The sequence below is a fragment of the Novosphingobium sp. 550D genome (assembly GCF_057401885.1).
Map to the genome: position 1 here is coordinate 2832690 of NZ_CM171613.1, position 20211 is coordinate 2852900.

Annotated in this window: 30 protein-coding genes and 2 tRNA genes; 19 read left to right on the forward strand and 13 right to left on the reverse strand. The window is 58.5% G+C overall.

What is annotated here, in order from left to right; genetic code table 11:
• Positions 1 to 26: 26 nt before the first annotated feature.
• The 3 genes from AC2S2E_RS13405 (at position 27) to AC2S2E_RS13415 (ending at position 1383) form a co-directional block, all read left to right on the forward strand.
• Positions 27 to 1031, forward strand: a complete 1005-nt coding sequence (locus tag AC2S2E_RS13405; RefSeq protein ID WP_486522670.1) for a polysaccharide deacetylase family protein — start codon at positions 27 to 29, stop codon at positions 1029 to 1031.
• A gap of 97 nt (positions 1032 to 1128) precedes the next feature.
• Positions 1129 to 1204, forward strand: a tRNA-Ile gene (locus AC2S2E_RS13410).
• Between the two features lie 102 nt (positions 1205 to 1306).
• Positions 1307 to 1383 (forward strand) — tRNA-Pro (locus tag AC2S2E_RS13415).
• Positions 1384 to 1432: 49 nt separating this feature from the next.
• On the opposite strand, the gene AC2S2E_RS13420 is transcribed toward AC2S2E_RS13415, so the two are convergent.
• From AC2S2E_RS13420 to AC2S2E_RS13465, 10 genes are all read right to left on the reverse strand, one after another.
• Positions 1433 to 2554: a tyrosine-type recombinase/integrase gene (locus AC2S2E_RS13420; RefSeq protein ID WP_486522671.1), complete on the reverse strand. Its 1122-nt coding sequence runs from the start codon at positions 2552 to 2554 to the stop codon at positions 1433 to 1435.
• Positions 2530 to 2760, reverse strand: coding sequence for a hypothetical protein (locus AC2S2E_RS13425; RefSeq protein ID WP_486522672.1), 231 nt, complete (start codon positions 2758 to 2760; stop codon positions 2530 to 2532). The genes AC2S2E_RS13420 and AC2S2E_RS13425 overlap by 25 nt, the downstream gene beginning before the upstream one ends.
• On the reverse strand, positions 2760 to 3371 hold the full coding sequence (locus AC2S2E_RS13430) for an MT-A70 family methyltransferase (RefSeq protein ID WP_486522673.1): 612 nt from the start codon (positions 3369 to 3371) through the stop codon (positions 2760 to 2762). The genes AC2S2E_RS13425 and AC2S2E_RS13430 overlap by 1 nt, the downstream gene beginning before the upstream one ends.
• Positions 3368 to 3619, reverse strand: coding sequence for a hypothetical protein (locus AC2S2E_RS13435; RefSeq protein ID WP_486522674.1), 252 nt, complete (start codon positions 3617 to 3619; stop codon positions 3368 to 3370). The genes AC2S2E_RS13430 and AC2S2E_RS13435 overlap by 4 nt, the downstream gene beginning before the upstream one ends.
• Positions 3619 to 3867 carry a hypothetical protein gene (locus AC2S2E_RS13440; protein ID WP_486522675.1) on the reverse strand — a complete coding sequence of 83 codons (249 nt, stop codon included), beginning with the start codon at positions 3865 to 3867 and terminating at the stop codon, positions 3619 to 3621. Before AC2S2E_RS13440 ends, AC2S2E_RS13435 begins: the two co-directional genes overlap by 1 nt.
• Entirely contained in the window at positions 3864 to 4079 is a 216-nt protein-coding gene (locus tag AC2S2E_RS13445) for a hypothetical protein (RefSeq protein ID WP_486522676.1), read from the reverse strand. The genes AC2S2E_RS13440 and AC2S2E_RS13445 overlap by 4 nt, the downstream gene beginning before the upstream one ends.
• Positions 4069 to 4287 carry a LuxR C-terminal-related transcriptional regulator gene (locus AC2S2E_RS13450; protein WP_486522677.1) on the reverse strand — a complete coding sequence of 73 codons (219 nt, stop codon included), beginning with the start codon at positions 4285 to 4287 and terminating at the stop codon, positions 4069 to 4071. The genes AC2S2E_RS13445 and AC2S2E_RS13450 overlap by 11 nt, the downstream gene beginning before the upstream one ends.
• Positions 4288 to 4395: 108 nt before the next feature.
• The gene (locus AC2S2E_RS13455) at positions 4396 to 4722 is read right to left on the reverse strand and encodes a hypothetical protein (RefSeq protein ID WP_486522678.1); all 327 of its coding nucleotides are present in this window, start codon (positions 4720 to 4722) and stop codon (positions 4396 to 4398) included.
• Positions 4715 to 5077 (reverse strand): hypothetical protein, encoded by a 363-nt coding sequence (locus AC2S2E_RS13460; protein WP_486522679.1) that lies wholly within the window; start codon positions 5075 to 5077, stop codon positions 4715 to 4717. Before AC2S2E_RS13460 ends, AC2S2E_RS13455 begins: the two co-directional genes overlap by 8 nt.
• Positions 5078 to 5253: 176 nt before the next feature.
• Positions 5254 to 5850, reverse strand: a complete 597-nt coding sequence (locus tag AC2S2E_RS13465; RefSeq protein WP_486522680.1) for a LexA family transcriptional regulator — start codon at positions 5848 to 5850, stop codon at positions 5254 to 5256.
• A gap of 102 nt (positions 5851 to 5952) precedes the next feature.
• Here AC2S2E_RS13465 and AC2S2E_RS13470 point away from each other — a divergent pair, with 102 nt between their 5' ends.
• Positions 5953 to 6162, forward strand: coding sequence for a helix-turn-helix domain-containing protein (locus tag AC2S2E_RS13470; RefSeq protein WP_486522681.1), 210 nt, complete (start codon positions 5953 to 5955; stop codon positions 6160 to 6162).
• 108 nt (positions 6163 to 6270) lie between these two features.
• Here AC2S2E_RS13470 and AC2S2E_RS13475 read toward each other — a convergent pair whose 3' ends face one another.
• Positions 6271 to 6564: a hypothetical protein gene (locus AC2S2E_RS13475; RefSeq protein WP_486522682.1), complete on the reverse strand. Its 294-nt coding sequence runs from the start codon at positions 6562 to 6564 to the stop codon at positions 6271 to 6273.
• Here AC2S2E_RS13475 and AC2S2E_RS13480 point away from each other — a divergent pair.
• Complete coding sequence (locus tag AC2S2E_RS13480; RefSeq protein WP_486522683.1) at positions 6563 to 6853, forward strand: hypothetical protein; 291 nt, start codon at positions 6563 to 6565, stop codon at positions 6851 to 6853. The genes AC2S2E_RS13475 and AC2S2E_RS13480 overlap by 2 nt on opposite strands.
• Positions 6854 to 6857: 4 nt before the next feature.
• Here the strand turns inward: AC2S2E_RS13480 and AC2S2E_RS13485 are convergent, their stop codons facing one another.
• Positions 6858 to 7121: a hypothetical protein gene (locus AC2S2E_RS13485; RefSeq protein ID WP_486522684.1), complete on the reverse strand. Its 264-nt coding sequence runs from the start codon at positions 7119 to 7121 to the stop codon at positions 6858 to 6860.
• A gap of 93 nt (positions 7122 to 7214) precedes the next feature.
• Here AC2S2E_RS13485 and AC2S2E_RS13490 point away from each other — a divergent pair, with 93 nt between their 5' ends.
• From AC2S2E_RS13490 to AC2S2E_RS13540, 11 genes are all read left to right on the forward strand, one after another.
• Positions 7215 to 7532 carry a LexA family protein gene (locus tag AC2S2E_RS13490; RefSeq protein ID WP_486522685.1) on the forward strand — a complete coding sequence of 106 codons (318 nt, stop codon included), beginning with the start codon at positions 7215 to 7217 and terminating at the stop codon, positions 7530 to 7532.
• Positions 7525 to 7989 carry a hypothetical protein gene (locus AC2S2E_RS13495; RefSeq protein WP_486522686.1) on the forward strand — a complete coding sequence of 155 codons (465 nt, stop codon included), beginning with the start codon at positions 7525 to 7527 and terminating at the stop codon, positions 7987 to 7989. The genes AC2S2E_RS13490 and AC2S2E_RS13495 overlap by 8 nt, the downstream gene beginning before the upstream one ends.
• A 75-nt stretch (positions 7990 to 8064) precedes the next feature.
• Entirely contained in the window at positions 8065 to 8976 is a 912-nt protein-coding gene (locus AC2S2E_RS13500) for a DNA translocase FtsK (protein ID WP_486522687.1), read from the forward strand.
• Positions 8973 to 9902, forward strand: a complete 930-nt coding sequence (locus tag AC2S2E_RS13505) for an AAA family ATPase (protein ID WP_486522688.1) — start codon at positions 8973 to 8975, stop codon at positions 9900 to 9902. Before AC2S2E_RS13500 ends, AC2S2E_RS13505 begins: the two co-directional genes overlap by 4 nt.
• Entirely contained in the window at positions 9902 to 10210 is a 309-nt protein-coding gene (locus AC2S2E_RS13510; protein ID WP_486522689.1) for a hypothetical protein, read from the forward strand. The genes AC2S2E_RS13505 and AC2S2E_RS13510 overlap by 1 nt, the downstream gene beginning before the upstream one ends.
• The gene (locus AC2S2E_RS13515; protein WP_486522690.1) at positions 10207 to 10587 is read left to right on the forward strand and encodes a hypothetical protein; all 381 of its coding nucleotides are present in this window, start codon (positions 10207 to 10209) and stop codon (positions 10585 to 10587) included. The genes AC2S2E_RS13510 and AC2S2E_RS13515 overlap by 4 nt, the downstream gene beginning before the upstream one ends.
• On the forward strand, positions 10584 to 10820 hold the full coding sequence (locus AC2S2E_RS13520; RefSeq protein WP_486522691.1) for a hypothetical protein: 237 nt from the start codon (positions 10584 to 10586) through the stop codon (positions 10818 to 10820). Before AC2S2E_RS13515 ends, AC2S2E_RS13520 begins: the two co-directional genes overlap by 4 nt.
• Before the next feature lie 584 nt (positions 10821 to 11404).
• On the forward strand, positions 11405 to 11899 hold the full coding sequence (locus AC2S2E_RS13525) for a hypothetical protein (protein WP_486522692.1): 495 nt from the start codon (positions 11405 to 11407) through the stop codon (positions 11897 to 11899).
• Complete coding sequence (locus AC2S2E_RS13530; protein ID WP_486522693.1) at positions 11896 to 12093, forward strand: hypothetical protein; 198 nt, start codon at positions 11896 to 11898, stop codon at positions 12091 to 12093. Before AC2S2E_RS13525 ends, AC2S2E_RS13530 begins: the two co-directional genes overlap by 4 nt.
• Positions 12090 to 12836, forward strand: coding sequence for a hypothetical protein (locus tag AC2S2E_RS13535; protein WP_486522694.1), 747 nt, complete (start codon positions 12090 to 12092; stop codon positions 12834 to 12836). The genes AC2S2E_RS13530 and AC2S2E_RS13535 overlap by 4 nt, the downstream gene beginning before the upstream one ends.
• 273 nt (positions 12837 to 13109) lie before the next feature.
• Complete coding sequence (locus AC2S2E_RS13540; protein WP_486522695.1) at positions 13110 to 14123, forward strand: DUF2971 domain-containing protein; 1014 nt, start codon at positions 13110 to 13112, stop codon at positions 14121 to 14123.
• Positions 14124 to 14265: 142 nt separating this feature from the next.
• On the opposite strand, the gene AC2S2E_RS13545 is transcribed toward AC2S2E_RS13540, so the two are convergent.
• Positions 14266 to 15093 carry a hypothetical protein gene (locus AC2S2E_RS13545; RefSeq protein WP_486522696.1) on the reverse strand — a complete coding sequence of 276 codons (828 nt, stop codon included), beginning with the start codon at positions 15091 to 15093 and terminating at the stop codon, positions 14266 to 14268.
• 481 nt (positions 15094 to 15574) lie between these two features.
• On the opposite strand from AC2S2E_RS13545, the gene AC2S2E_RS13550 reads away from it, so the two are divergent.
• From AC2S2E_RS13550 to AC2S2E_RS13560, 3 genes are read left to right on the forward strand one after another with little or no spacing between them, the layout of a single operon-like run.
• A complete protein-coding gene (locus AC2S2E_RS13550; protein WP_486522697.1) occupies positions 15575 to 16201 on the forward strand; it encodes a hypothetical protein in 627 nt (208 codons plus the stop codon).
• A gap of 3 nt (positions 16202 to 16204) precedes the next feature.
• Positions 16205 to 16564 carry a hypothetical protein gene (locus tag AC2S2E_RS13555; protein WP_486522698.1) on the forward strand — a complete coding sequence of 120 codons (360 nt, stop codon included), beginning with the start codon at positions 16205 to 16207 and terminating at the stop codon, positions 16562 to 16564.
• 12 nt (positions 16565 to 16576) lie between these two features.
• Positions 16577 to 20200: a polysaccharide deacetylase family protein gene (locus AC2S2E_RS13560; RefSeq protein ID WP_486522699.1), complete on the forward strand. Its 3624-nt coding sequence runs from the start codon at positions 16577 to 16579 to the stop codon at positions 20198 to 20200.
• Positions 20201 to 20211: the final 11 nt, after the last annotated feature.

The window sequence follows — 20211 nt, forward strand, 5'->3', positions numbered from 1 at the left end:
ACGCATGGTGCGGCAAGGGGGCCGATTTGTCTTCTCATAGAATTACCGATCAGCCCGCGCCGGACGCCTTTGTGCGTTTCCGCGAAGGCGTCGGGCAGCGTTTTGTCGTAACCATCGATACCGAAGAGGAATTCGACTGGACCAAGCCGTTGACCCGCACGCGGCATCGGGTGGATACGGTTTCACGCCTGCGCAAGTTTCAGCAATTTTGCGAAGGCTTTGGCATCGTCCCGATCTATCTGATCGACTATCCGGTGGCGACATCGGAACTGGCGGCGGAACTGCTGCGCGATGCGGTTCTGGCCGGACGGGCCGAAGTGGGGGTCCAATTGCACCCTTGGGTTAACCCTCCGTATGAGGAGGAGGTTAACCAATATAACAGCTTTTCAGGCAACCTCCCCTTTGCTCTTGAACGGGCAAAGTTCCTGAAACTGCATGCCACGATTGCCGATAATTTTGGCGCAGCGCCGATGATCTATCGCGCGGGACGCTATGGCATCGGGCCAAATACCGCCGACGTCTTGCACGAGGCCGGGGTTGCGATCGACACATCGGTGCGGTCGCGTTTTGATTACAGCGGTTGGGGCGGCCCCAATTTCCGCGATCTGCCGCTGCGTCCCTATTGGGTGGGGCAACCGGGGCGTTTGATGGAAATGCCGCTGACCACGGTGTTTTCCGGCTTGCTGCGGCATTATGGCCAATGGCTCTATCCCAAACTGTCAAAGGTTGACCGCCTGCGCGGGGCCATGGCGCGGTTCGGCTTGCTGGAGCGCATTCCCCTGACGCCCGAAGGCGTGACGGTCAGCGAAGCATTGCGCGCGACCAATATTGCCATTGATGAAGGGTTGCCGATGATCGTGCTGTCTTTTCACAGCCCTTCGCTGTGCCCCGGCCATACGCCCTATGTGCGGACCGAGACGGATCTGGACGAGATGTATGAATGGTGGCGTCAAGTCTTTGAATTGCTGATCGGACGCGGGGTCAAGCCAACCAGCGTGCGTGAAGTGATGGAAACGACACTTTTCGATTGAACCTGACGCTGTTGCTGTTGGTAAAGCCCTCTTGCCTGAACCAAAAGGCTTGGCTAACGCGGGGCGGCACAACGCAGGTTGCGCAAAGCATGGATTGGGGCCTGTAGCTCAATGGTTAGAGCTGGCCGCTCATAACGGCTAGGTTGCGGGTTCGAGTCCTGCCGGGCCCACCATGCCTTTGCAAAATCGGCGGGGGATCGTTTCACGGCAATATGCGTGTAACAGCTTTTTCCCCTTGCGCTAAATGCCGTGCAATCCTAGGGGCATCGGCGTGTCGGGGAGTAGCGCAGCCTGGTAGCGCATCTGCTTTGGGAGCAGAGGGTCGCAGGTTCGAATCCTGTCTCCCCGACCAATTTTTCAGACACTTAGCGAACTCCATCAAAAGCGTTTTACAAAGCGTTTTACTCAGTGCCAGTTTGTTCTCGTTGGCGCTGGCCCAAGATTCGCTCGGAAATTGCCACCGCAACGCGGCCCTGATCGACATATTTCATCCGGATTGTGGCCACCTCTTTGGTGCCCCAGCCGAGAATATCGGCAATCTCCTGATCTGTCAGACCGGCGATCATGCAGCGGGTGGCGAACGTGCCACGCAAGTCATGCAGATTGAGATCGACCTTGCTAGCCTGCTTGGCATCGTTGAAGCGTGAGCCAAAGCCCATGGGCGTCCAGGGCGCCCAACGGCTATTAGCGAGAATCGTCGGCGGCAGGTCTTTCCGGCGGCTGGGCACCTTCAATTCCATTTCAGCCGCATGCCGCGCCTTGATCCGTTCCAACAGAAGGCGAGTTTCCGGCAAGAGCGGCACCACGATCCGAGTCTTGCCTCGGCTCTTGCTGGTCTGCCAGATGATCGCGTGTTCAAACACGGCCTTCCAAGGAACGCGGACAAGATCGGTGCGGCGCAGGCCGGTGCATGCCGCCAGTTCGACACCCTCCTGAACCTCCTGCGAAGCGTGAGCGTTCAAGGCTTCAAGGTGGTGCGCTTCCCAGATCAGGTCGGAACGATCACTCTCGTAAAGCTGTCCGATGGCGGATGCTCGATTGCTTTCGAGGCGGCCCCGGTCAACGCCCCAGGACAAGAGCCGACCAAACACCTGAATTGCCATATCCGCGCTACGCGGCTTGTCGGCCCATTCATCCCGCCAGTCCAGAATATCACCGCGAAAGCGTCGATCCTCTGCTGCCTTCAGCGGGACCTTGCCAAATTTCGTGTCGATCCGGTCCAGCCAAATACGCCAGGTCGGCTTGGTGCTGTCCGACAACCTGTTCCATTCAGGACTTGCACGATAGAGAATGATCAGCCCGCCGATCGTATTATCGACAGCCCTCTCAACCTTCTCTTCCTGAAGGCGTGCAATCTTGCGGATCATGTCAGCCGTCAGCTTCGGTCGAACGGTCCCCACCGTCTTTTCCACCAGCGGGCCGCCGCGCCACGCATAGACATACCAGCGCACTGGCTTACCGGGTTTGCGCACAGCGACGATATGGGGAGCACCAGGCCTCATACGGCCGATCCAGCCTTCCATGCATCATAGGCATCGCCAGGCGCGCTAGCAGCGGCCTGTTGGCGCAAAACGCGGATCGTGCCATCGGGGGCAATCTCGATACCGCCGATCTTCACCCCGGCCGCCATGGCGGCCTCGACCGCAACGGCAACCAGCTTGCGTGTCTTGGCGGCTGATACACCAGGCTGCCGTTGCCTAGCGGCGCGTGGCCGGGGGGCTTCCATCATTACGCGGGTTCCACTTCAAACTTGTCCGCCTCATTGCCCCAGCAATCCCAGCCGGGGTAACGCTGCCGCGCGAACAACTCGACAAAGCGCATCGCGCGGGGCGCAAGGCGCTGGCAAAAATCGTATTGGGCATCCGGCTTACGGCTATGCCCGCGCGCCTTCTCGTCCATCAAATCGAGATCTTCCGTCTCGATGAGGTTGCGGACATTGTTGGCCGTCTCCGGATTGCCCAGCGTGCCGATCAGAAAGGGTTCGCTGGCGCTGCGCAGGCGATAGCCGGTGCCAAAGGCCGTTTTGCCATGCGTGGTCCGCTTGTGCCACGCGCCGCCGGTCACATACCGAAAGCCCCAATCGTCCATCAACTTGATGGACTCGCGGATCGTCGGCCAGCAGGCCCAAAGGAACAGGATCGCATCGCCCCGGCACAACTGGCTGACCGGCATCTGGCCGAGATCATCCCAAGACATGGTGGGGTAATGGCCATCCGGCCCCTTGGCCTGCCCAGCGGCCGAATAGGTCTTAAACCGCGTTGCCGGATCGACCAGCAAGAAGTCATAGCCAAGCGGCATCAGGTCGCCAAAGGGCCAGGTCATGCCCGTGCTTACGTTCATGGCAGGCACTCCGACTCTATCGTGGAGGTTTTCGCCCCTGCCCCGATTTCCTCGGGTGCAGGGGCGAGGCGACCCAACGGGCTCGTTGGAAAGGATGGAGGGGTGGCGTCATCGCCATCGACAGGGCCAAGCTGAAAATCGATATCCATCGTCTGAAACCAGCATAGGCCCAGCCCCAGCAGGCCGCACAGGGCGCCTGCGATCACCAGAAACCAGCCAAACAGCGGCAAGTTATGTATATGCTCCATCAGTTCGGCTCCCCGGAATGCAGCGTTTCCAGAGCGCAGGAGAAGCAAATTTTCATTGGGTTTAACGGGGCAGAGGGAAGATGCATGACCTTGCGACCGCAAAATTCGCAATCGCACCGGACATAGCCCGGATGCCCAGACATCGAACGGGCATTGATGCACACAACGTAATCGGCTTCCTCTGCTTCTTGCGGGTTGAAGGGGCGGAGGCTGAGAACGGCATCAGTGGGCAAGCGTGGCTTGGTCATATGCCCCCCTTCGCCCGCAGCGAAAGTTTATGGGTGGAGAGGATGATTTCGACCTGGTTAAGGGCCAGCGGGCCAAGGCCAGGAACGCGCATCAATTCAGCGGGCGTCATGGCGATCAGGTCCCCAATAACGGTAATCGGGGGCCTGGCTTTTGCCAGCGCACCGCGGACCTGGGGCGGAAAGCCCATAGCCTCGAAGACATTAGCGGGCATTGCGCGTCTCCCTATGGTGAGCGTCAAAGATCGCGGTGGCTTCAGCCAGTTCGGCCACGCCCAGGTTGGAGCGGATCTGACGGCGGTAATGCTCGACGCTGCGCTGCGAAATGCCCAGCGCACGCCCTGTCGCCTTGGCCGAAACGCCGCGTGCTGCCATCGACAAAACCTGAAGCTGGCGCACCGGAAGATCAGAAACTTTAGCCATGAGGGTATCTCCCTACGAACGGCTAGAAATGGGTGCGAATGACCGCGTAAAGCGCGCCAAGGGCGCAGCCGGCGCAAAGGGCAATGCCGTGAAGCAATGCGCCCCGGCTCATGTTGTCCTCTCGGCAGCCAGCTTGGCCTCTTGCGCATTGATCGCATCGGCAAGCGCAATGAGCGACTGGCCAGTTTTCCGCGCCGTGGCCGCATCCATCTGTGCGATCATACCCACGCTAGGCAAAAGACGATAAACAAGCACCCCAACAGTGGTGGGGCCATTCGGCCGCTTGAAATCAAGGGTGAGCAACCCCGGCGCCTCATCCGCCATAATCTGCCCGCGCGGCGTTTCGATCAACATCAGCGGCAACTTGGCAGTTTGATGGTTGATGCGCTGAAAGCCCGGCGCGGGAATGGGTGTGATCACCTGCCCATCACGCACGGCCCCATACCCCTTGATAAGCGATGATGGCGGCATGCAGGTTTGCGATGGCCCCGACTTCTTCTTCGGTCACAACCGAGGAAAGCTCAAGGCGGGGCCGTTCGATCTCGATAGCCATGCGCAAAGCATCGGCCAGAAGAGACGCAATTTCCTCTTCAAAAGCGAACATGGCGCTATTTTCGCCATTGGCCATATAGCGCAGAAATTCGTTAAGGGCCGTGCCGGTCTTTCTGGCAGCGCGCAGGACTAGAGTCCGCTCAAGCGGTGTGGGAACAGGTTCGGGGCCGAGCGCTGCTGCGGAGTCGGCATCCGGCAAAATCTTAGATGCGGTTGATTGCATGTCATCCTCCGGCAAGTTACCGGACGATAACACCAAAATGGTGTCGCAATGTCAACACCATTTTGGTGTTATGTTGGCCATACACAGATGGCCAGCTTGATCGCAAACTCTCAAGCCTTCCAATGGTCCATCTTTTATGAAGATCAAACCGCTGCGCAAAATAACCAGGCCTAATGAACGGAGCCTTCGCGTCACCTGCGACGGCGGTGACCTAATACAGGCGTAGCCCATTGAAGTTCAACAGATTCAATTGGCGGGGCATTTTGACTAATCAGATCATAACGCCCAGAATCTCGACTAGGCCTTATCTCTTTCAGTAGGGTGCGTCCATCGGTCAGGCGGCAAACGGCCCAGTCTTGCAAAGCATCATCTTCTACGCGGTCCCAGCCATCCCGACCGATGAACACGATATGCCCATTTCGAAAAATAGGGTACATACTGTCGCCGCGTACCTCTAAGCCAATCAGCTTAGATGCATCCATACCCGGCATGGGCGCAGCAAAGTACATGCCATCACCGGGCGCATAGGCATCCTCAAATGTAATTGCGCCACCCGCGCCTACAAAACCTACGACTGGCAATTCCAACCCATCCATCGGCGTAATAATGGCCGCTGGCTCCACGCCAAACGCTTGAGCTGCCTTATCTATCCATTCTTGCTTGAGGTTGCGCTGCCCCTTCTCCAGGCGCTCAACCTGTTGAGGGGATGTGCCCATGCGCCGAGCAAGCTCGGGCCGACTCCACTGCCTCTTCTCGCGCAATACAGCAATGTTGTTGACGCTGGCCATAACCCATTCTGCACCAAATTGGTGCCGCGCGCCCATACTCCATTTTGGTGTTGACTTGAGAGCGCGAGTAACACCATTATGGTGTTGCAAGGAGTTGTCAGAATGCCTCTCAAGGAATGGATGCGTTTGTGCGGTGTTACGACCGCGCAATTGGCTGGACGGCTGGGCCGTGCCCCGGAAACGGTGCGTCGATACGTGGCTGGGGAGCGCATCCCCGATCGCATCACCATGCCGCTCATCGCCGCCGAAACGGACGGGGCAGTCACCGCCAACGACTTCTTTGGCATTGATGTCGAACACGGCTTTCAATGAGCACCCCCATCACACCCGAACATATCCTTCAACAAGAGCGCTTGCCTGAGGATATTTTGATGGAAGAGGCGTGGCTGCGGTCGCAGTCGGTCGGCATCGCCATCCATCCTAAGCTTGGCCATCCAGCGTCCCTCCGATCTGTTTCGCAAGAAGATCCAGATAAATCGCTAGGCGAGGCGGTAAATTTTCTCCGGGCATCGATTGAGCGCTATCTGAACGCGTCGGCAACTGCTCCAAAATCTGAGCCGATGCACGCAGATCAGCGGCCAGCTTCTGAGTGCGATCAGGAGACATCATCCGTCGCCCAACAATCGCCTCAGCATGGGCAAGCGTATGGGCGCAGTCGGCCGCAATCATCAGCGCCTTCAGCGCAAGCACCTCAAAAGCTTCAGTCCTATCCATGGGGTACTTCCTCCTTACGGGTGGCGGCGCTGTTCGCCGTAGGCTTGCTCATCGCAAGCAAATCAAAGCTGTTTACGAGTGGAATGCGACCTTGAGCAGTGCCTTTTCCCCCGAGCAGGAAGCCCGCATCCGCGAGATAGCGCGAGAAGAAGCGGTCAGGGCCGCTCATGCCCTTTCGCGCATTCAGGCGGCCTATGCGGCTGGGCGTGCCATCAGCCAATATCGGGTGGAAGAACACGAGATCCGTGATGTAGCGGAAACCGGCGCTGTTAAAGGGCCGTTTGCGTGACCACCTATCGCCCTTTGCCCAATGCGCCATGGATCGCCTGCGCCAGCGGGATGCTTTTTGCCGCCACGATGGCTGACTTATCGCGCACCCGATTGAAAATCTCATCGCGGGTTTGCGGCGTAATTTTACGCTCATCCACAAGCTGGCCCAACGCCTCTTCCAGAGCAATCGCGATTGCAACTCCCGTTCCGCGCAAACCTTCTTTGAGCGAGGCAACTTCACGTTCAAGCTTTGCCAACCGTTCCTTATCGAACAGAAATTCGGCCATTCGGGACTTCCTTCTCTTTCGCGGCGCTCCTTCCCAGATCGGTAATGCGAACGGTTTGTGGCGCAACGATTCTTCGGTTCACAGGAGCGCCGCATGAACGCCTCCCCGATCTTCTCGGCCACCCATCGCCAGATGGAAATGCTGCGCTACATCGCGGGCTATCAGGCAAGAAATGATGGCCAATCGCCTAGCTATGACGAAATCGGGCGCGCGATTGGCGTCATGTCCAAAAGCTCTGTTCACAGAATGATGATTGCGCTGAACGAACGCGGCTACATCAACCATCATCGGTTCGCCAACCGCAAGATCGAGATCCTGCGCCCGCCCGCTCTGCCCCGTGATGGCAATGGGGAGGCGCGGTATTTCATTCCTGCTGAACGTCTTGGTTTTCATGGAGGCCAAGATGCGTGATTTGGGCAGACAAGTCCGCCCTCATCCTGTTTCCAAGCAGGACACATCTGCCGCTCTGGCGGCTGGCTGGGCACGCGAATGCCACGCCATGGGCAAGGGCACCTTTGCCGACTGTATCGGCGTTGACATCAAGACGATCAACCGCGCTCTGACCGGCGAGTCTGTACCTGAATTTCACACGGCGCTCGGCAGCCTGTTGGCCAGCCCGACCGCTTTGGACGAAGTGCTGAAATTGTACGGGTTTCAGGTCAGGCCGCTGACGGCTGTTGCCGCGCAGGATTTCGAGACAATCGCCAGCCTTTCGCGCTTTGTCGGTCGATGGGTCGAAGCCCTATCCGATGGCGTTCGCGATCATCATGAAACGCTCACGCTGGCCGATCAAATTCGCCCTTTGATGCCTCACCTTTCCGCGTTGTTGGGCGAGGCGGATCGTTTGAAGGGCATTGGAACAAACTGACGCACGCCGCGTCATTCCGGGCCGCTGGTGGGCTAACGCCCGCTCGAATCGACCCATAACCTTCCGGAGAAAGTTATGAGCAACGGGCCGAACACGTCCGAAAAATTGCTGCTGCATATCGAAGGCATCGAGCGGATTGATGCGGAAATCGAAGAACTGAAACTTGAGCGCAAAGACCGGCTCAAGGCGATGAAGAACGATGGTTTCTGCACCAAGACGGCTCAATGGGCGATCAAGGAGCGCAAAAAGACGCCCGAAGAGCGCCGCGAAGAAGAGGCGATGCGCCAGATCTATCGCGGTGCCCTCGGCATGCTGGATGGCACGCCGCTGGGCGACTATGCGCTTCAGAAGCTGAGCGCGAAGAAGCCGCCAAAGCCCAAGGAGGAAAGCGCGGACGGCAAGGACGCCGATACCGAAGCACCGAAGGCCACACCTGAAAAGTTTATGCCCGAAGTCGATTTGGCCCGCGCCTCCCAGATGGGCCGCGAGGCTGCGCAGAACGGGCAAGATGTTCTGACCAACCCCTTCCCCGGCGGCGATCCGCGCCGTGCGGCATGGGACGAAGCTTGGTGCCAGGAGCTTGGCAGCGATGGCATGGACATTCCCGAAGCGCTGCGCCCGGCCAAAAAGGGTAAGCCCAAGGGCGATGATGCCGCAAATGATGGCGATCAGGAAGGCGGCCAAGAAGATCCCGACGCAGTTGATGCCGACAGTGGCGCAGATGCCGATCAGGAAGGCAAAGCCGACGATGAAGACAGCGGCGCGCCGGCGGACGACAGCGATCTCGATGAAGCCTATCCTTCTGTGCGCGCCTTCGTGCTTCAGGAACAGCGCGCTTCGGTAACGCTGTTTCGCAAGGCGTTCGGCATTGGCTACCGCAAAGCTGCACATCTGATCGAACGCCTTGAGCGCGATGGCGTCATTTCCGCGCCCGATGTGTCGGGCCTGCGCGATGTCCTTCTGGATAAGGAGGGCAAGAAGAAATGAGCGCGCCCCGCGAAATGCGCCCTTTTGAGATCAACTCGGCACAGGGCGACCTTGAAAAGACCTTTGGAGCCTTTGGGCGGGTGGTAATACCCAATGAGTCTCAGCCGCCGATTTTGACGCCTCCCGTTCGAGGCGCTTTGCAGCAATGGATGCTGGAAATGAACGCTGCGGCTGAACTCGAAGCCGTGGGCGTAAAGCCGCGCAAGCGCTGCATGCTGTATGGCCCGCCAGGCACCGGAAAAACCACGTTGGCGCACCATGTTGCGGCACGCTTCAGGCAACCGATGCTGGTGATTGCCTGCCATGAGATTGCCAGCATGTATATCGGCAAGTCGGGTCAAAATATTGGTGCATTGTTCAAGGCGGCGCGCGCCGACCGGCACAACATTGGCCTGTTTTTCGATGAGTTCGACGCTCTGGCCAAAAACCGTGATCAGTTGGGCGGCGGCGGCGCGGGCGCCGAAATGTCGAACATCACCGTTGCCCTGCTTCAGGAATTTGATCGGTTCAACGGGCTTCTCTTCGCAGCGACCAATCAGAACAAGCGCATCGACGGCGCTTTGTGGCGTCGCTTCGAAATGCAGATCGAAATTGGCTATCCAGGCGAAGATGAACGCTTTGCTATCGTAAAGCTTTATATGGCTCCATACGCGGTCGATGAAGACACGATTTGGGCAATTGCCGAAGCCATGGCGGGCGCCAGCCCCGCGCTGATCAAGCAATGCTGCGAGTTCATCAAGCGCAGCATGGTTCTGGCGCGCAGGACCAGCCTTTCGGACAAGTTGCACGACATCATGGCGCGTTTCGCCGCCAGCAATTCCGCACCTGACGGGCAAGATCCGCCCCGGCTGTGGCAGAACAGCGACCTGATCCTTGAGGGCTTGTCCACTGTCCCTTGGCCCCCTGTCCTGAACACGGGAGGCTGATGATGGCCAGCACCGTCTTGATCCTTGTCGCGGGCGCCACCATCGCCATCCTGCTGATTTGGGCGGTGCTGGCGTGGCGAGCCTATCAGGCATGGCGCGCCCGCGCCGATGCCGCCGAAAACCAGATTATCGAAGCGCGCAGTCGTAAATCCGCCGCCGTGGCCAAGGGCAACCGCACCCGCGCGCTGCGGCGGCAGGAAGCTCGAAGGCGCCTGAAACAGGAAACCACGCGCCAGATCCAGATGGATCTTCGCGCGCGGCCTCCCCGCCCATCTGATGGGGGTCCCACAGGGGACATCAACAGATGAGCGTGATCCATGCTCTGACCGTGGACCTTCCTTATCCGCACAAGATCCTTTGGCCGAACGGGCGCACGCTCTCGACCAAGCTCAAAGCCAAGCTCACCAGAAAGCACAGAGAATGGGCATTCACCGCAACATGGGCCGCGCTGGGGCGCAACAAGGCCGAATTTCCATCGGGCAAGATCCCGGTGCATGTTCATGCCACGCGCAAATCATCCGGTCCCTACCCGGATTCCGACAACACTGTGGCCGCGCTGAAGGCCTATCTCGATGGGATCGCGCAGAAGCTGGGCATCAACGATGTGCTGTTCGCCACCCCTACCGTCTCGTTCGGGAAAGAAATTACCGCGCGCTTCATTATCACCGTGGGAGCACGGCTATGACACCGCCCCGGCGTTCCTCGTGGCTCATCGTCAATGCCGCCGCCAAGGAACTGGCACGGCAAGCCTCGGACGGCCTGCTGACCCATTGCGGAACGCTGGATTATAGCGGGTCTATCCACGTCGCAGGCACCATCGATCTCGCGCGGCTGGCAGATACGCTAGAAGCCGGATTGCGGTCGGAGTTCTTTGGACCGGCCCTCGATGCCCATTTCAAGAACGGGGGTGCGCTATGAGCAATCATCTCGTTTCCGAGGTCCTGAAGCGGCAAGTGGGAAAATTGTCGCGCACGGCCGTTATGATGCTGATGGCAGATAAGGCCAGCGATGATGGTTCTGGCATCTGGGCCAGCAAGCAAACCATTGCCGATGAACTTGGCTGCACTCGCCAGACAGTGATTGATACCATCGCCGCGTTGGTGGGTGACCGGCTGCTTGCAGAGGTGGGGCAGCGGACCTGTCCCAATGGCTACACCACCGAATATCAGATCAAGGTCGAGAACCTCGAGGCCCTGCCTCTGGTCCCGGCCCACCAGCGCAAGGAAGACGCTAAGCAGCGAGGGCAAAAAGAACCCGTCAAAAATTTGGACGGGTCAAAAATATTGACGGGTCAAAAATTTGGACGGGTCAAAAATATTGACGCCACCCGTCAAAATTCTGGACGCCACCCGTCAAAAATATTGACACAAACCCCTCTTGAACCCTCCTTGAACCATTCCCCCCTACCCCCCGAAGACGGGGGAAGTGAGCGCGCGCCGTTTCCTGAAGATTGGATTTTGCCGGGGAAGGAGGAACTGCCGCCCGCTGCGCAGGCTTGTGCCTTGCAATGGCCTGACGGTGCCTACGAGGCCGAGGGCGAAGCCTTCGCCAGCTATCGCCGTGGGCGGGGGGACAAGCAACGCGATTGGGCGGGTATCTGGGCGGCCCGCGTGATTGACCTCCACCAGCACGTCATGCGCGGCGCCAAAGCAGGCATTGCGGCGGGTACGGGCGGTGTCGCGCGGGTTGCGGCAAAGGATCGCCCAGCCCCCGCCCATGCGGCCAGCAAGGCCCAGGAGGATGAGGCATCGGCCGCGCTGCATCGGGCCGTGAAAGGCATCATGGGTGAACCAGCCTATGGGCGCTGGATTGCCCCCTGCGCCCTGATCCTGATCGACGATGGTTTGCGGATCATTGCCCCAACCGATTTCATCGCCGCGCGGATCGAGGAATTGCACGGCCGCGAGATCGAACGCGCCATTGTCGCGGCTGGCCTTGCGGTTGGTTGGCATCGCATCGAAGTCGAGAAGGCCGTCAAGAAGGGGCGCCGGGCATGAGGAAGCATCCCCTCGGCAAATTCGCCCATCTGGCCCGCGATCCGGACCCAAGCGGGCCGAGTAAGGCGGCTAAGGAATTTTGGCATCTGCACGGCGGCGTGGCCTTTACCGCCCAACAGCTTCGCCAGATGGAGGGCCTGACCCGCCAGTTGATCGAGGCCGCCGCTGCCAATCTGTACGGGAAGCGCAAATGAGCCAAGATCCGATGGACGCCGTTCAGCGAGTGAAGTTGGCGCAGCGTGCAGAAAGGCGCCGCGCCCGGAAGTTGGCTCTCGCAGATCGCAATGAGAAGGCCCGGCAGACAGCGCGCAAGAAGGCGCAACTGGAATTGAAGCAAGGCGTCTATGTCCACCTTGACGAAGCAGTAGAAAGTCCGACCGAGGAATGGCTGGCTAAGGGTGATGTTCAGTCCTTCACGCCCAAGCAGCTACCAGGAACCATCCGAACGGCCAAAAGCGTCCGCAGGGTGCAGCGTGGGCAGATAGAAGCCGCATATCAAGCGGGTCGCCTGACCGAAGAGCAATTCGCAGCAGCGTGCTGGTTTCGGAAAATCTATGAGCAGGCCGGTATGGCTGGGCGCTGGCCTTCAGTCCAATTGGGCCGCATCAGTTCATCCGGCGACGGCGCCGCGCAAGCGCCGATGCCGATGCATGAGTATGAAATCTATTGCCGCGATCATTATCGAGCAGTCATGGCGCGGATCGATCCTTTCTATCACGATTTTTGGGAGGCGGTGGTTATCAACAGCATTTCCATGCGCGCTGCATGCCGGTTGGCAAAATGTCGAAATGAAAAAATATTCAATCGTTTAGCTGTAATATGTGACCAAGTTGCGGCCTATTGCGCAGGTCGAAGGATTCTTCTCAAGCCGAGCGAAGCTGAAATATCTAGCGTCCAAGCCATATCTCTGCCCGTCGCCCCCAATTGTGGCCATTGAATGACCGCAAAGTCATGCCGTGGAATGGGACAAACCCACCGGTCGCCGCCACGCCCGAGATCGTCCGACTACGCCGAATCCGGTAATTGGTCGAGCAGCGTAAGCCCTCCCCCAATGTCCAGGCGGTTGACGGACCTATAAGTCCGCTTACAAAGTTAACCTAGCTCAAGCTACCCCTTATTCATTCGGAGTCAGGCGCCGTGGTTTCCCTGCCGATTTGCTCATGGTAGGAGCCAATCAACATTGAGCCGTCAACGCCATGAGCCAAGAACTATGACCGATATCCCGAATGAACGTTTTGCCGATATCTATAAGGGCCTCACCACTTTGGTTGATATCCCTCAGGAAGAGCGGCCAACCCATTTGGCGCATTACACCTCAATGGACACCTTGGAGAAGATACTACGCCATAAGGAAATATGGCTGTCGCATCCCTTCTTTATGAACGACCATCAGGAAATGGTGTTTGGGCTTGCTACTGCTTTTCGCATCATAAATGATGAATCTAATGTTGATATATTCAAAGCACATATCGGAGAGGAATTACTCGGCCGCATTATATATTTCTTCAATTTCTTTTTCGGGCAAAAAGAGCGCATTCACCTTCTGGATTATCACATTTTCTGCTTGTCGAAATACGACACATCAGGTGATGGCAATGGCAAGCTGTCTATGTGGCGGGGGTACGGTGATGATGGCGGCGGAGCAGCGATTGTCTTCTCCACGGACTTCATCCAGCTAAACCACGCATCGCCATTAATTATCTTGGAGGTAAAATATCAAGAAGAATACCAGAGGCATAACCACATCTTACAGAAGGTGAAGGAAGCACTTGATCTTGGCGAAGCGATCAGGGGGGCTGGCGAATTCGATGTTGAAACGATAGCTCAGGCGACAGCATTTCATTTGTGCGAATACATCTTTCTCTATGCGCTGTCATCAAAGGCCCTTGGCTTCAAGGAGGAAGAAGAATGGCGGGTTGTTTATATGCCCGACAGGGACAAAGATGCGTATCTTAAAAAGAAGATCGATTGCGTTATCAGTCGTGGTGTCATCGAGAGTAAGTTGAAATTCCCCTTGAAACCGCTTCCAAGCGCTCCTGATGACGCATGGACGCTTGAGACGATCATTGACAGAATCATTCTGGGGCCAACCCAGCGCCATCCGGTTTTTCCGTCATTGGCTACCGACATGGCCAAGCGGTTGGTACAGTGCCTAGAACTTCCTGCACTGGCTGATAAAATCTACCCGTCCTCTATTCCTTACCGCAGCACTGGCATTAGATAGATTTTTCATGGATTAGGCCGCCAATGGCTTGAATGGGGGAATGTGCAGCAACCAATTTGAATGAACTACAGGCTTCGGTACTCAGTCTGCAGACCATGCAGGTCTGTTCTGAGGGCGGATTTTACTGGCGCGATCTATCTTCTTAGAAGCGGATTGATGCCTTACGTTCGCGTTCAATCGTTTCGAGTATCGCTTGGCGCTCATGCTTGTAGTCGAAATGGCTATCGATCCCGGCGATGAAGCGCGAACCTATGAAATGCCAATCGATGCCGGCGCCATCGCCATCGACAAGCAAGTCACCCGCAACCCAGCTCGGCACACTATGCAACAGCAGCACGAGCGAGGCCGCCATAACGCGCTCGGCGATACCGTTCAGCGCTTCGACGTCGGCCGGGCGCTCTTTACCCGCAGAGACGCCTTCCTTGGCCGCTGCGATGCTGTCGAGGATCTGCGTAGGAGTCAGATGGACATAGGCCGAGGTGAGGCCATAGAGCCTCCCGACTTCTTCGGCGAACGCCGTACGGAGTCCATCGGGCAGCATGTCGAGGTCGAGATTCCCCTTGATCGAGATGCGCTGTGAGGAGAGCACTTTGTCGAACTCGGCGAGCTTGTCGTCCACACTCGAATCGTAACTGGCGCGCTGGACAAAGCAGATCTTGATCGACGCTTCGAGGAGGAAGCGCAGCTCGCGTCGCGCCACGCTCAGCATGCCTTCGGTGGCGAGCGCGACGACCGAGAGCGCAGATTGAAGCATGTTCTGCGCGAGATAGGACATTAGGTGGTTGCCGAGAAAAGATGGGTCGCGGCTCGTATCCTGAACCAAGAAAGATAGACCTGCGAGATAGGAGCGGACGATATAATCAGTCTGTTGCAGGGCCACCGCTAGTTCGGGCGGCAGGTCCTTGAAGTCGGTTCGCTGATACATCGGCCTGTCGTTTCTTTCAGTGGGGATCGCCGTCCGGGAGGTCATGGTGACGACGACGGCCGCCCCGACCTTCGCGCTTTCGATCGGTATTTGCAACGTTTGAAGGTTTGATGGGCGATCGGATCGCCCGTGACACATCGAGCGCGTTACATGGGAACGTGAATGAGCGGCAGCTATCAGAGTCTCGGTCGGGGCGCTGAAATGTCGGCTTTAGAGGCGGCCCTGATCAATGTGAAATGGAGCGCGGAATGGCCGGTGTCGGCGTGAACCGACATTCATAGGGCTTTACCGGAACGACTTGAACTGGTCGAACACTGACGCTCCGCATGTGAAGCGCCAATGGCCGCTAACCATCCCATCACCAACCCCGGTCACTTCTCCGACCGTTGAAATTTTCGGCGCGACCTAGGGGTTGATTGACATGGGAACAAAATAGGTCCAAACATTCCTAAGTTTCAAGAATTGCGTCCAAAAAGCCTCGCTGAATGCGGGGCTTTTTGATTCACGCCTTTGACAAGGGGATGCGATGGCCAGGGCAGCAACGCCCCCCAGCGCCCGCCTTATTCAACTCAAGCATGCCAAAGACAAGGCCGCGAAACTGAAACGCGGCGAACTGCTGACGGCTCAGCCTATGGCTGAACTGCTGGGGGTTAGCTGGCCTGCGCTTCGTACCTGGAGCAATGAAGTTGAAGAACTGACAAGGTTCGATGCCTTTGTTAGAGGCGGCAATGGGGTTGAATGGGCGTTTCGCCCGCTCCAAACGATCAACGCGCTGATCGCGCATTTCGAGGCCAAGCAGAAGGCCAGCGTCAAAAGGGCGCAGCGAGTTAAAAAGATCGTTGCCGGAAATGCGCTTCAGGGCGCGCCGGAAGACCTTAGCATCGATGAACTGACGAAGATGGTCCGCTTGTCGCGCGAAATCCGCGAGGAACAGGAGCGTCAGGGCGAATTGATCGATGCCGAGAAGGCGAGAATGGCGATCCTATCATTCATGTCGAGCATCCAAGAGGCCGCTCTGCGCGCCGCGCAAGAGCAAGATCCGAACGGGCGCTGGCCTCCCGAAATCCGAGTGTCCTTTGAAACTGCAACGCAGAACATTCTGGTCGCCATTGAGCGTGCCGGAAGGGCCTGCATCATGAAAATGGAAGAGTGAGCGATGGCCTCTGGAAACATCAAAAATTCGGCGATGCAAAGCGCCGTGGATACTGGAAAGGGCTATGGAGCGCAGGTCGTAGCGCCGCTGTTTCTCAAGCCCGAACCACTTGCGGCTGGCGATCTCTTCGACGGCACCCTTTACGGCATGGTCGAAATTGAGTTTCGGGACGTGACTTCCGCAATCACGATTTATCGCGACCTGAGGGATGCCACGACCCCGCATACCGGCTTCTACGATCAAAACGGCGCCGGCCCCTTCACGACGATTACCGTCGCTGGCGTTTATCAATTCACGGGCGGCGCATTGTTCAAATTCAGCGGCGGCGGAACGCCGACTGCATTCGCCCGCGCTTCTCAATAAGGAGGCTTCAACTTGTCCTCTTCAGCCTATCTTCGCGGGATACGCAATGGACGCCGGATGGCTGCGCGCGCGCGGAGCATCCCGGTCACGGTTCCTTTGACATCAGGCGTGCTTGGCAGTCTGCCCAGCTTCGATCTGCTGCCCCCCATTACCTATGTTAAGACGGGGGGAAGCTCGAACCTTTCACTCTCGGGCAGCACCTTTGCGGCGGCGGCTGCACTGGCCGCAGGGGCAACCCAGAGCATGACGGGCACCGCGACCGGCGCCGATGGCTGCGTTTTCCCTTGGACGCTGACCTGCACCGGGCAGGCCAGCAGCGGCGGTGGCGGCGGCGGGACGAGCCTACCCAACGGCGTATCGTTTGGCGTTCTGGCGCACAGCTATGGACAGAACGGGATTACGGGCGGCACATCGGCTTCGGCCCTGCCGCTGATCAAAACCAACGTCTCCGGCATCGAGGCCTGGCTTGAGGCCATTTGCCCCTATCTTCGTTATGAGAAGTGGTGGGGTTTCCAGTACGCCACGATGAACCTTGGCAGCGGGACCAACACGTTCGCCAAGGGCGATCTGCTGACACAAGCGTCGAACGGCGCGACGGGCACCATTGCCTCGATCAACTATTCGGCGGGCGCGGGCAACATCACGCTCAAGAACGTCTCGGGCACCTTCACCAATGGCACGGTCACTTCGTCCTCGGGAGGATCGGCCACGGCCAGCAACGTCCTGATGCAGAACTATCGCGGGGCCAACCAGTCGATCAGCGGCGACTATTTGGTCGAACAGAACGGCACGATGGGCCTGATCAACCGCGTCAACGCGCTCATGACCCTACCCAAGCCGCCGCGTGTGGTGCTGATCAATGGCGCGCTCAACTCGATCATCAACGGCGTGGCTGGCGCCACGGCGGGCGATCAGACCAAGGCGATTGTCGATGCCCTGCGCGCTCATCCGAACTGGCAGGCGGGCAACATCATCTTCGTGGCGGATTGTAACCCCACCACCTCTGCCGGTTACGCTGGCTCTTCGCAGCCTGCCCGCCAGCGGACGAGCGATTATAACGCCTATTTGCGGACCAACATGCCGGGTTGGGAAGGCTATGGCACAACGCTGTTCCGCGTGCCGCTGTTCGAGCTGCTGATCGCCAACCCAACCGGGGATGAAGCGGCGGACAATGCCGCCTATGTCGCAGGCACCAGCTTTGCCGACCCGAACAAGATGTATGATGCCAACCATGAGGCGCAGGGCGGCGCTTATCCCGGTGCCAAATGGATCAAGGCGATCCTCGATACCAAGGTGGCCGACACCAGCAACTTCTGGAAGGTGAACAACGCGGCCGCCACGGTCTATAATGGGGCGACCTGGACGGCGCAGGCGGGCACGGTATCGGGCGCGCTGACCACCAAGGGGCTGGGTTCACAGGCATCGGGTTCGGCGGTGGCGGGCGTCGTTACCGGCCTGACTATCACTGGCTCGGCCACGGCCAACGTCAAATGCTATCTGGAACCCGGCACCGGATTGAACGGCGCGCCGGTCGGCCAGTTCATCCAGTGCTTCGAATATACCAATACCGGCAACTCGGACAGCGTGACCGTCCAGTTCAACTCCTTCACCAATGGCCCCGGCGCGTCGGGACAAACCAGTTGGGTTCAATATCAGCAGGACATTGCGATTGATGCCTCCGGCGTGTTTTCGTCCGTCTCGGCCTATCTGTCGGAAAACAACAGCGACAAGGCCGTCATGCTGGAATGCGATGCCACCGCGCAGGCCAAGGCCATCGGCCTGCCCGCCGAGGCGCTGACGCTCTCCCTGCTGACCCCCACGGTCCAGCTTTCCGGCACGCAGCCCAGCATCAAGACGCGCCTGATTTTCCGGTCCACCGCCGCGCGCACAGGATCGCAGACGGTCAAAGTCTATCCGACCGGGGCGGTCAAGGTGGTGGCGGACCCGACCGTCTATGATGCGGTCGCGCCCGGCGTTACCGCGCCGATCACCTATCAGATGCTCGATGATTTCGAGACGCTGACCAACCGCACGTCGAGTGGCGGCACATTCGCGCTGACCACCACCGGGGCGATCCATGGCACCAACGCCATGCTTCTCCAAGGCACGGGCAGCAATGCGCTGATGAACACCACCGCGTTCAACAGCGATGATCCTTCGTCGTGGGATCTGATCGCGATGTATGCGGACTTCGGCAATGACATCTACAATGCCGATGTGCCCTCGCTGCTGCCCTCCTTCACCATCGGCGGCACGTCCTATCGCTACGCTTATGATGCCCTGACCGGAGCCAGCAATCAGGCTATCGGTCCCAACACCAAGGGCAAGCAGTGGTTCTCGTTCAAGGCCAACCGGTTCCGTGCCAATGGCACATGGACCGGCGCGAAAATGACGGACCTGACCGGCGCGCAATCCAAGATGAGCCGCATCGACACCACCCCGGCAACCGGCACTTGCGGCATGGCTAAAGTCACCGTCGATGCGATGATTCGCCCCACGCGGCACAAACCCAGCGTGATCCTGTCGTTCGACGACTGCAACGGCCTGCAATATACGCAGGGCTTTCCGATGCTTGCCGCACGCGGCTTCAAAGGCACGATCTATGTCTGCCCTGATCGCCTTGGCACCGGCCGCCTCACGCTTGCCAATTTGCAGGAAATGTATGCTGCCGGTTGGGCCATGGCCTGTGACAGCGGGCCGAATGATGAACCCATTTGCTATTACCCCAGCGTGGCCAATGCGATGGCCAACATTCAGTCCGTCAAGGATTGGGTGACGGCACAGTTCGGTGCGGCAGGGGCGCAGCATATGTGCTATTCCTACTCGGGCGCATGGTATTTGCCCGGCCTGCAAGCGCAAGCGATCACCGCGAACGGAACCGACACCATAACCACGACGAGCGCCACAGCGGCCTGGACGTTCTTCCTCGCTGGCATGTACGTGTATGGCGCTGGGGTTCCGGCCAATACCTATGTGGTGAGTTGCCCCTCTCCCAACACCATCAAGCTGTCGAACGCCTTACCGGCCGGGTCCTTGACGCTGACCGGTGTTGGCCGCCTGCGCGGACAGACCGCAACCTGCGACGGGACAACCACCGTCACAGTAGCGTCAACCGCCGGACTTGTTCCGGGCATGGCCGTTTCTGGCGGTGCCAGCGTTCCGGCTGGTACGCGCATCCAATTGATCGTGGATGGCACGACCTTCACCGTGAACAACGCCATTCCGGCCAGCGTGGGCAAACTGAATTTCGATCTCGATACGGGCGAGTTCTGGGGCACCAAGATGGAAGACGCCTTGATCGCGGCCGGGTTCAAGAGTGGGCGTGTAGCCTCTGGTGGCGGGGTTTATACCGGGTTCGGCATTGATCCCAATTTTGCCATGCACTTCCCCGGTTTCAATTGGGAAACCAGCGATGCCGCCGGGGCCAATTCGGTCATTGCCAGAGTTCAGCAGCAGATTGATGCAGCGAATGACGTGAACATTTTCCAGCACATGGGAACCACGCCAGCGGACAACTTTGCCTCGATGATCACCATCCTCGACTATCTCAAAGCCCGTCAGGACGCGGGCGAGGTCGATGTCGTGACCGTCAGCGAATGGTGGGCCAAGGTCCAGGCGCGCGGGGCGTTTGCGTGATGCTTCGCCAA

What these genes read in the sequence shown, in the direction of transcription:
- AC2S2E_RS13420 (WP_486522671.1), bottom strand. Translation starts at nt 2,554, where the DNA reads ATGGAAGGCTGGATCGGCCGTATGAGGCCTGGTGCTCCCCATATCGTC.
- AC2S2E_RS13425 (WP_486522672.1), bottom strand. Translation starts at nt 2,760, where the DNA reads ATGATGGAAGCCCCCCGGCCACGCGCCGCTAGGCAACGGCAGCCTGGT.
- AC2S2E_RS13430 (WP_486522673.1), bottom strand. Translation starts at nt 3,371, where the DNA reads ATGAACGTAAGCACGGGCATGACCTGGCCCTTTGGCGACCTGATGCCG.
- AC2S2E_RS13435 (WP_486522674.1), bottom strand. Translation starts at nt 3,619, where the DNA reads ATGGAGCATATACATAACTTGCCGCTGTTTGGCTGGTTTCTGGTGATC.
- AC2S2E_RS13440 (WP_486522675.1), bottom strand. Translation starts at nt 3,867, where the DNA reads ATGACCAAGCCACGCTTGCCCACTGATGCCGTTCTCAGCCTCCGCCCC.
- AC2S2E_RS13445 (WP_486522676.1), bottom strand. Translation starts at nt 4,079, where the DNA reads ATGCCCGCTAATGTCTTCGAGGCTATGGGCTTTCCGCCCCAGGTCCGC.
- AC2S2E_RS13450 (WP_486522677.1), bottom strand. Translation starts at nt 4,287, where the DNA reads ATGGCTAAAGTTTCTGATCTTCCGGTGCGCCAGCTTCAGGTTTTGTCG.
- AC2S2E_RS13465 (WP_486522680.1), bottom strand. Translation starts at nt 5,850, where the DNA reads ATGGCCAGCGTCAACAACATTGCTGTATTGCGCGAGAAGAGGCAGTGG.
- AC2S2E_RS13470 (WP_486522681.1), top strand. Translation starts at nt 5,953, where the DNA reads ATGCCTCTCAAGGAATGGATGCGTTTGTGCGGTGTTACGACCGCGCAA.
- AC2S2E_RS13480 (WP_486522683.1), top strand. Translation starts at nt 6,563, where the DNA reads ATGGGGTACTTCCTCCTTACGGGTGGCGGCGCTGTTCGCCGTAGGCTT.
- AC2S2E_RS13475 (WP_486522682.1), bottom strand. Translation starts at nt 6,564, where the DNA reads ATGGATAGGACTGAAGCTTTTGAGGTGCTTGCGCTGAAGGCGCTGATG.
- AC2S2E_RS13485 (WP_486522684.1), bottom strand. Translation starts at nt 7,121, where the DNA reads ATGGCCGAATTTCTGTTCGATAAGGAACGGTTGGCAAAGCTTGAACGT.
- AC2S2E_RS13490 (WP_486522685.1), top strand. Translation starts at nt 7,215, where the DNA reads ATGAACGCCTCCCCGATCTTCTCGGCCACCCATCGCCAGATGGAAATG.
- AC2S2E_RS13495 (WP_486522686.1), top strand. Translation starts at nt 7,525, where the DNA reads ATGCGTGATTTGGGCAGACAAGTCCGCCCTCATCCTGTTTCCAAGCAG.
- AC2S2E_RS13500 (WP_486522687.1), top strand. Translation starts at nt 8,065, where the DNA reads ATGAGCAACGGGCCGAACACGTCCGAAAAATTGCTGCTGCATATCGAA.
- AC2S2E_RS13505 (WP_486522688.1), top strand. Translation starts at nt 8,973, where the DNA reads ATGAGCGCGCCCCGCGAAATGCGCCCTTTTGAGATCAACTCGGCACAG.
- AC2S2E_RS13510 (WP_486522689.1), top strand. Translation starts at nt 9,902, where the DNA reads ATGATGGCCAGCACCGTCTTGATCCTTGTCGCGGGCGCCACCATCGCC.
- AC2S2E_RS13515 (WP_486522690.1), top strand. Translation starts at nt 10,207, where the DNA reads ATGAGCGTGATCCATGCTCTGACCGTGGACCTTCCTTATCCGCACAAG.
- AC2S2E_RS13520 (WP_486522691.1), top strand. Translation starts at nt 10,584, where the DNA reads ATGACACCGCCCCGGCGTTCCTCGTGGCTCATCGTCAATGCCGCCGCC.
- AC2S2E_RS13530 (WP_486522693.1), top strand. Translation starts at nt 11,896, where the DNA reads ATGAGGAAGCATCCCCTCGGCAAATTCGCCCATCTGGCCCGCGATCCG.
- AC2S2E_RS13535 (WP_486522694.1), top strand. Translation starts at nt 12,090, where the DNA reads ATGAGCCAAGATCCGATGGACGCCGTTCAGCGAGTGAAGTTGGCGCAG.
- AC2S2E_RS13540 (WP_486522695.1), top strand. Translation starts at nt 13,110, where the DNA reads ATGACCGATATCCCGAATGAACGTTTTGCCGATATCTATAAGGGCCTC.
- AC2S2E_RS13545 (WP_486522696.1), bottom strand. Translation starts at nt 15,093, where the DNA reads ATGACCTCCCGGACGGCGATCCCCACTGAAAGAAACGACAGGCCGATG.
- AC2S2E_RS13550 (WP_486522697.1), top strand. Translation starts at nt 15,575, where the DNA reads ATGGCCAGGGCAGCAACGCCCCCCAGCGCCCGCCTTATTCAACTCAAG.
- AC2S2E_RS13555 (WP_486522698.1), top strand. Translation starts at nt 16,205, where the DNA reads ATGGCCTCTGGAAACATCAAAAATTCGGCGATGCAAAGCGCCGTGGAT.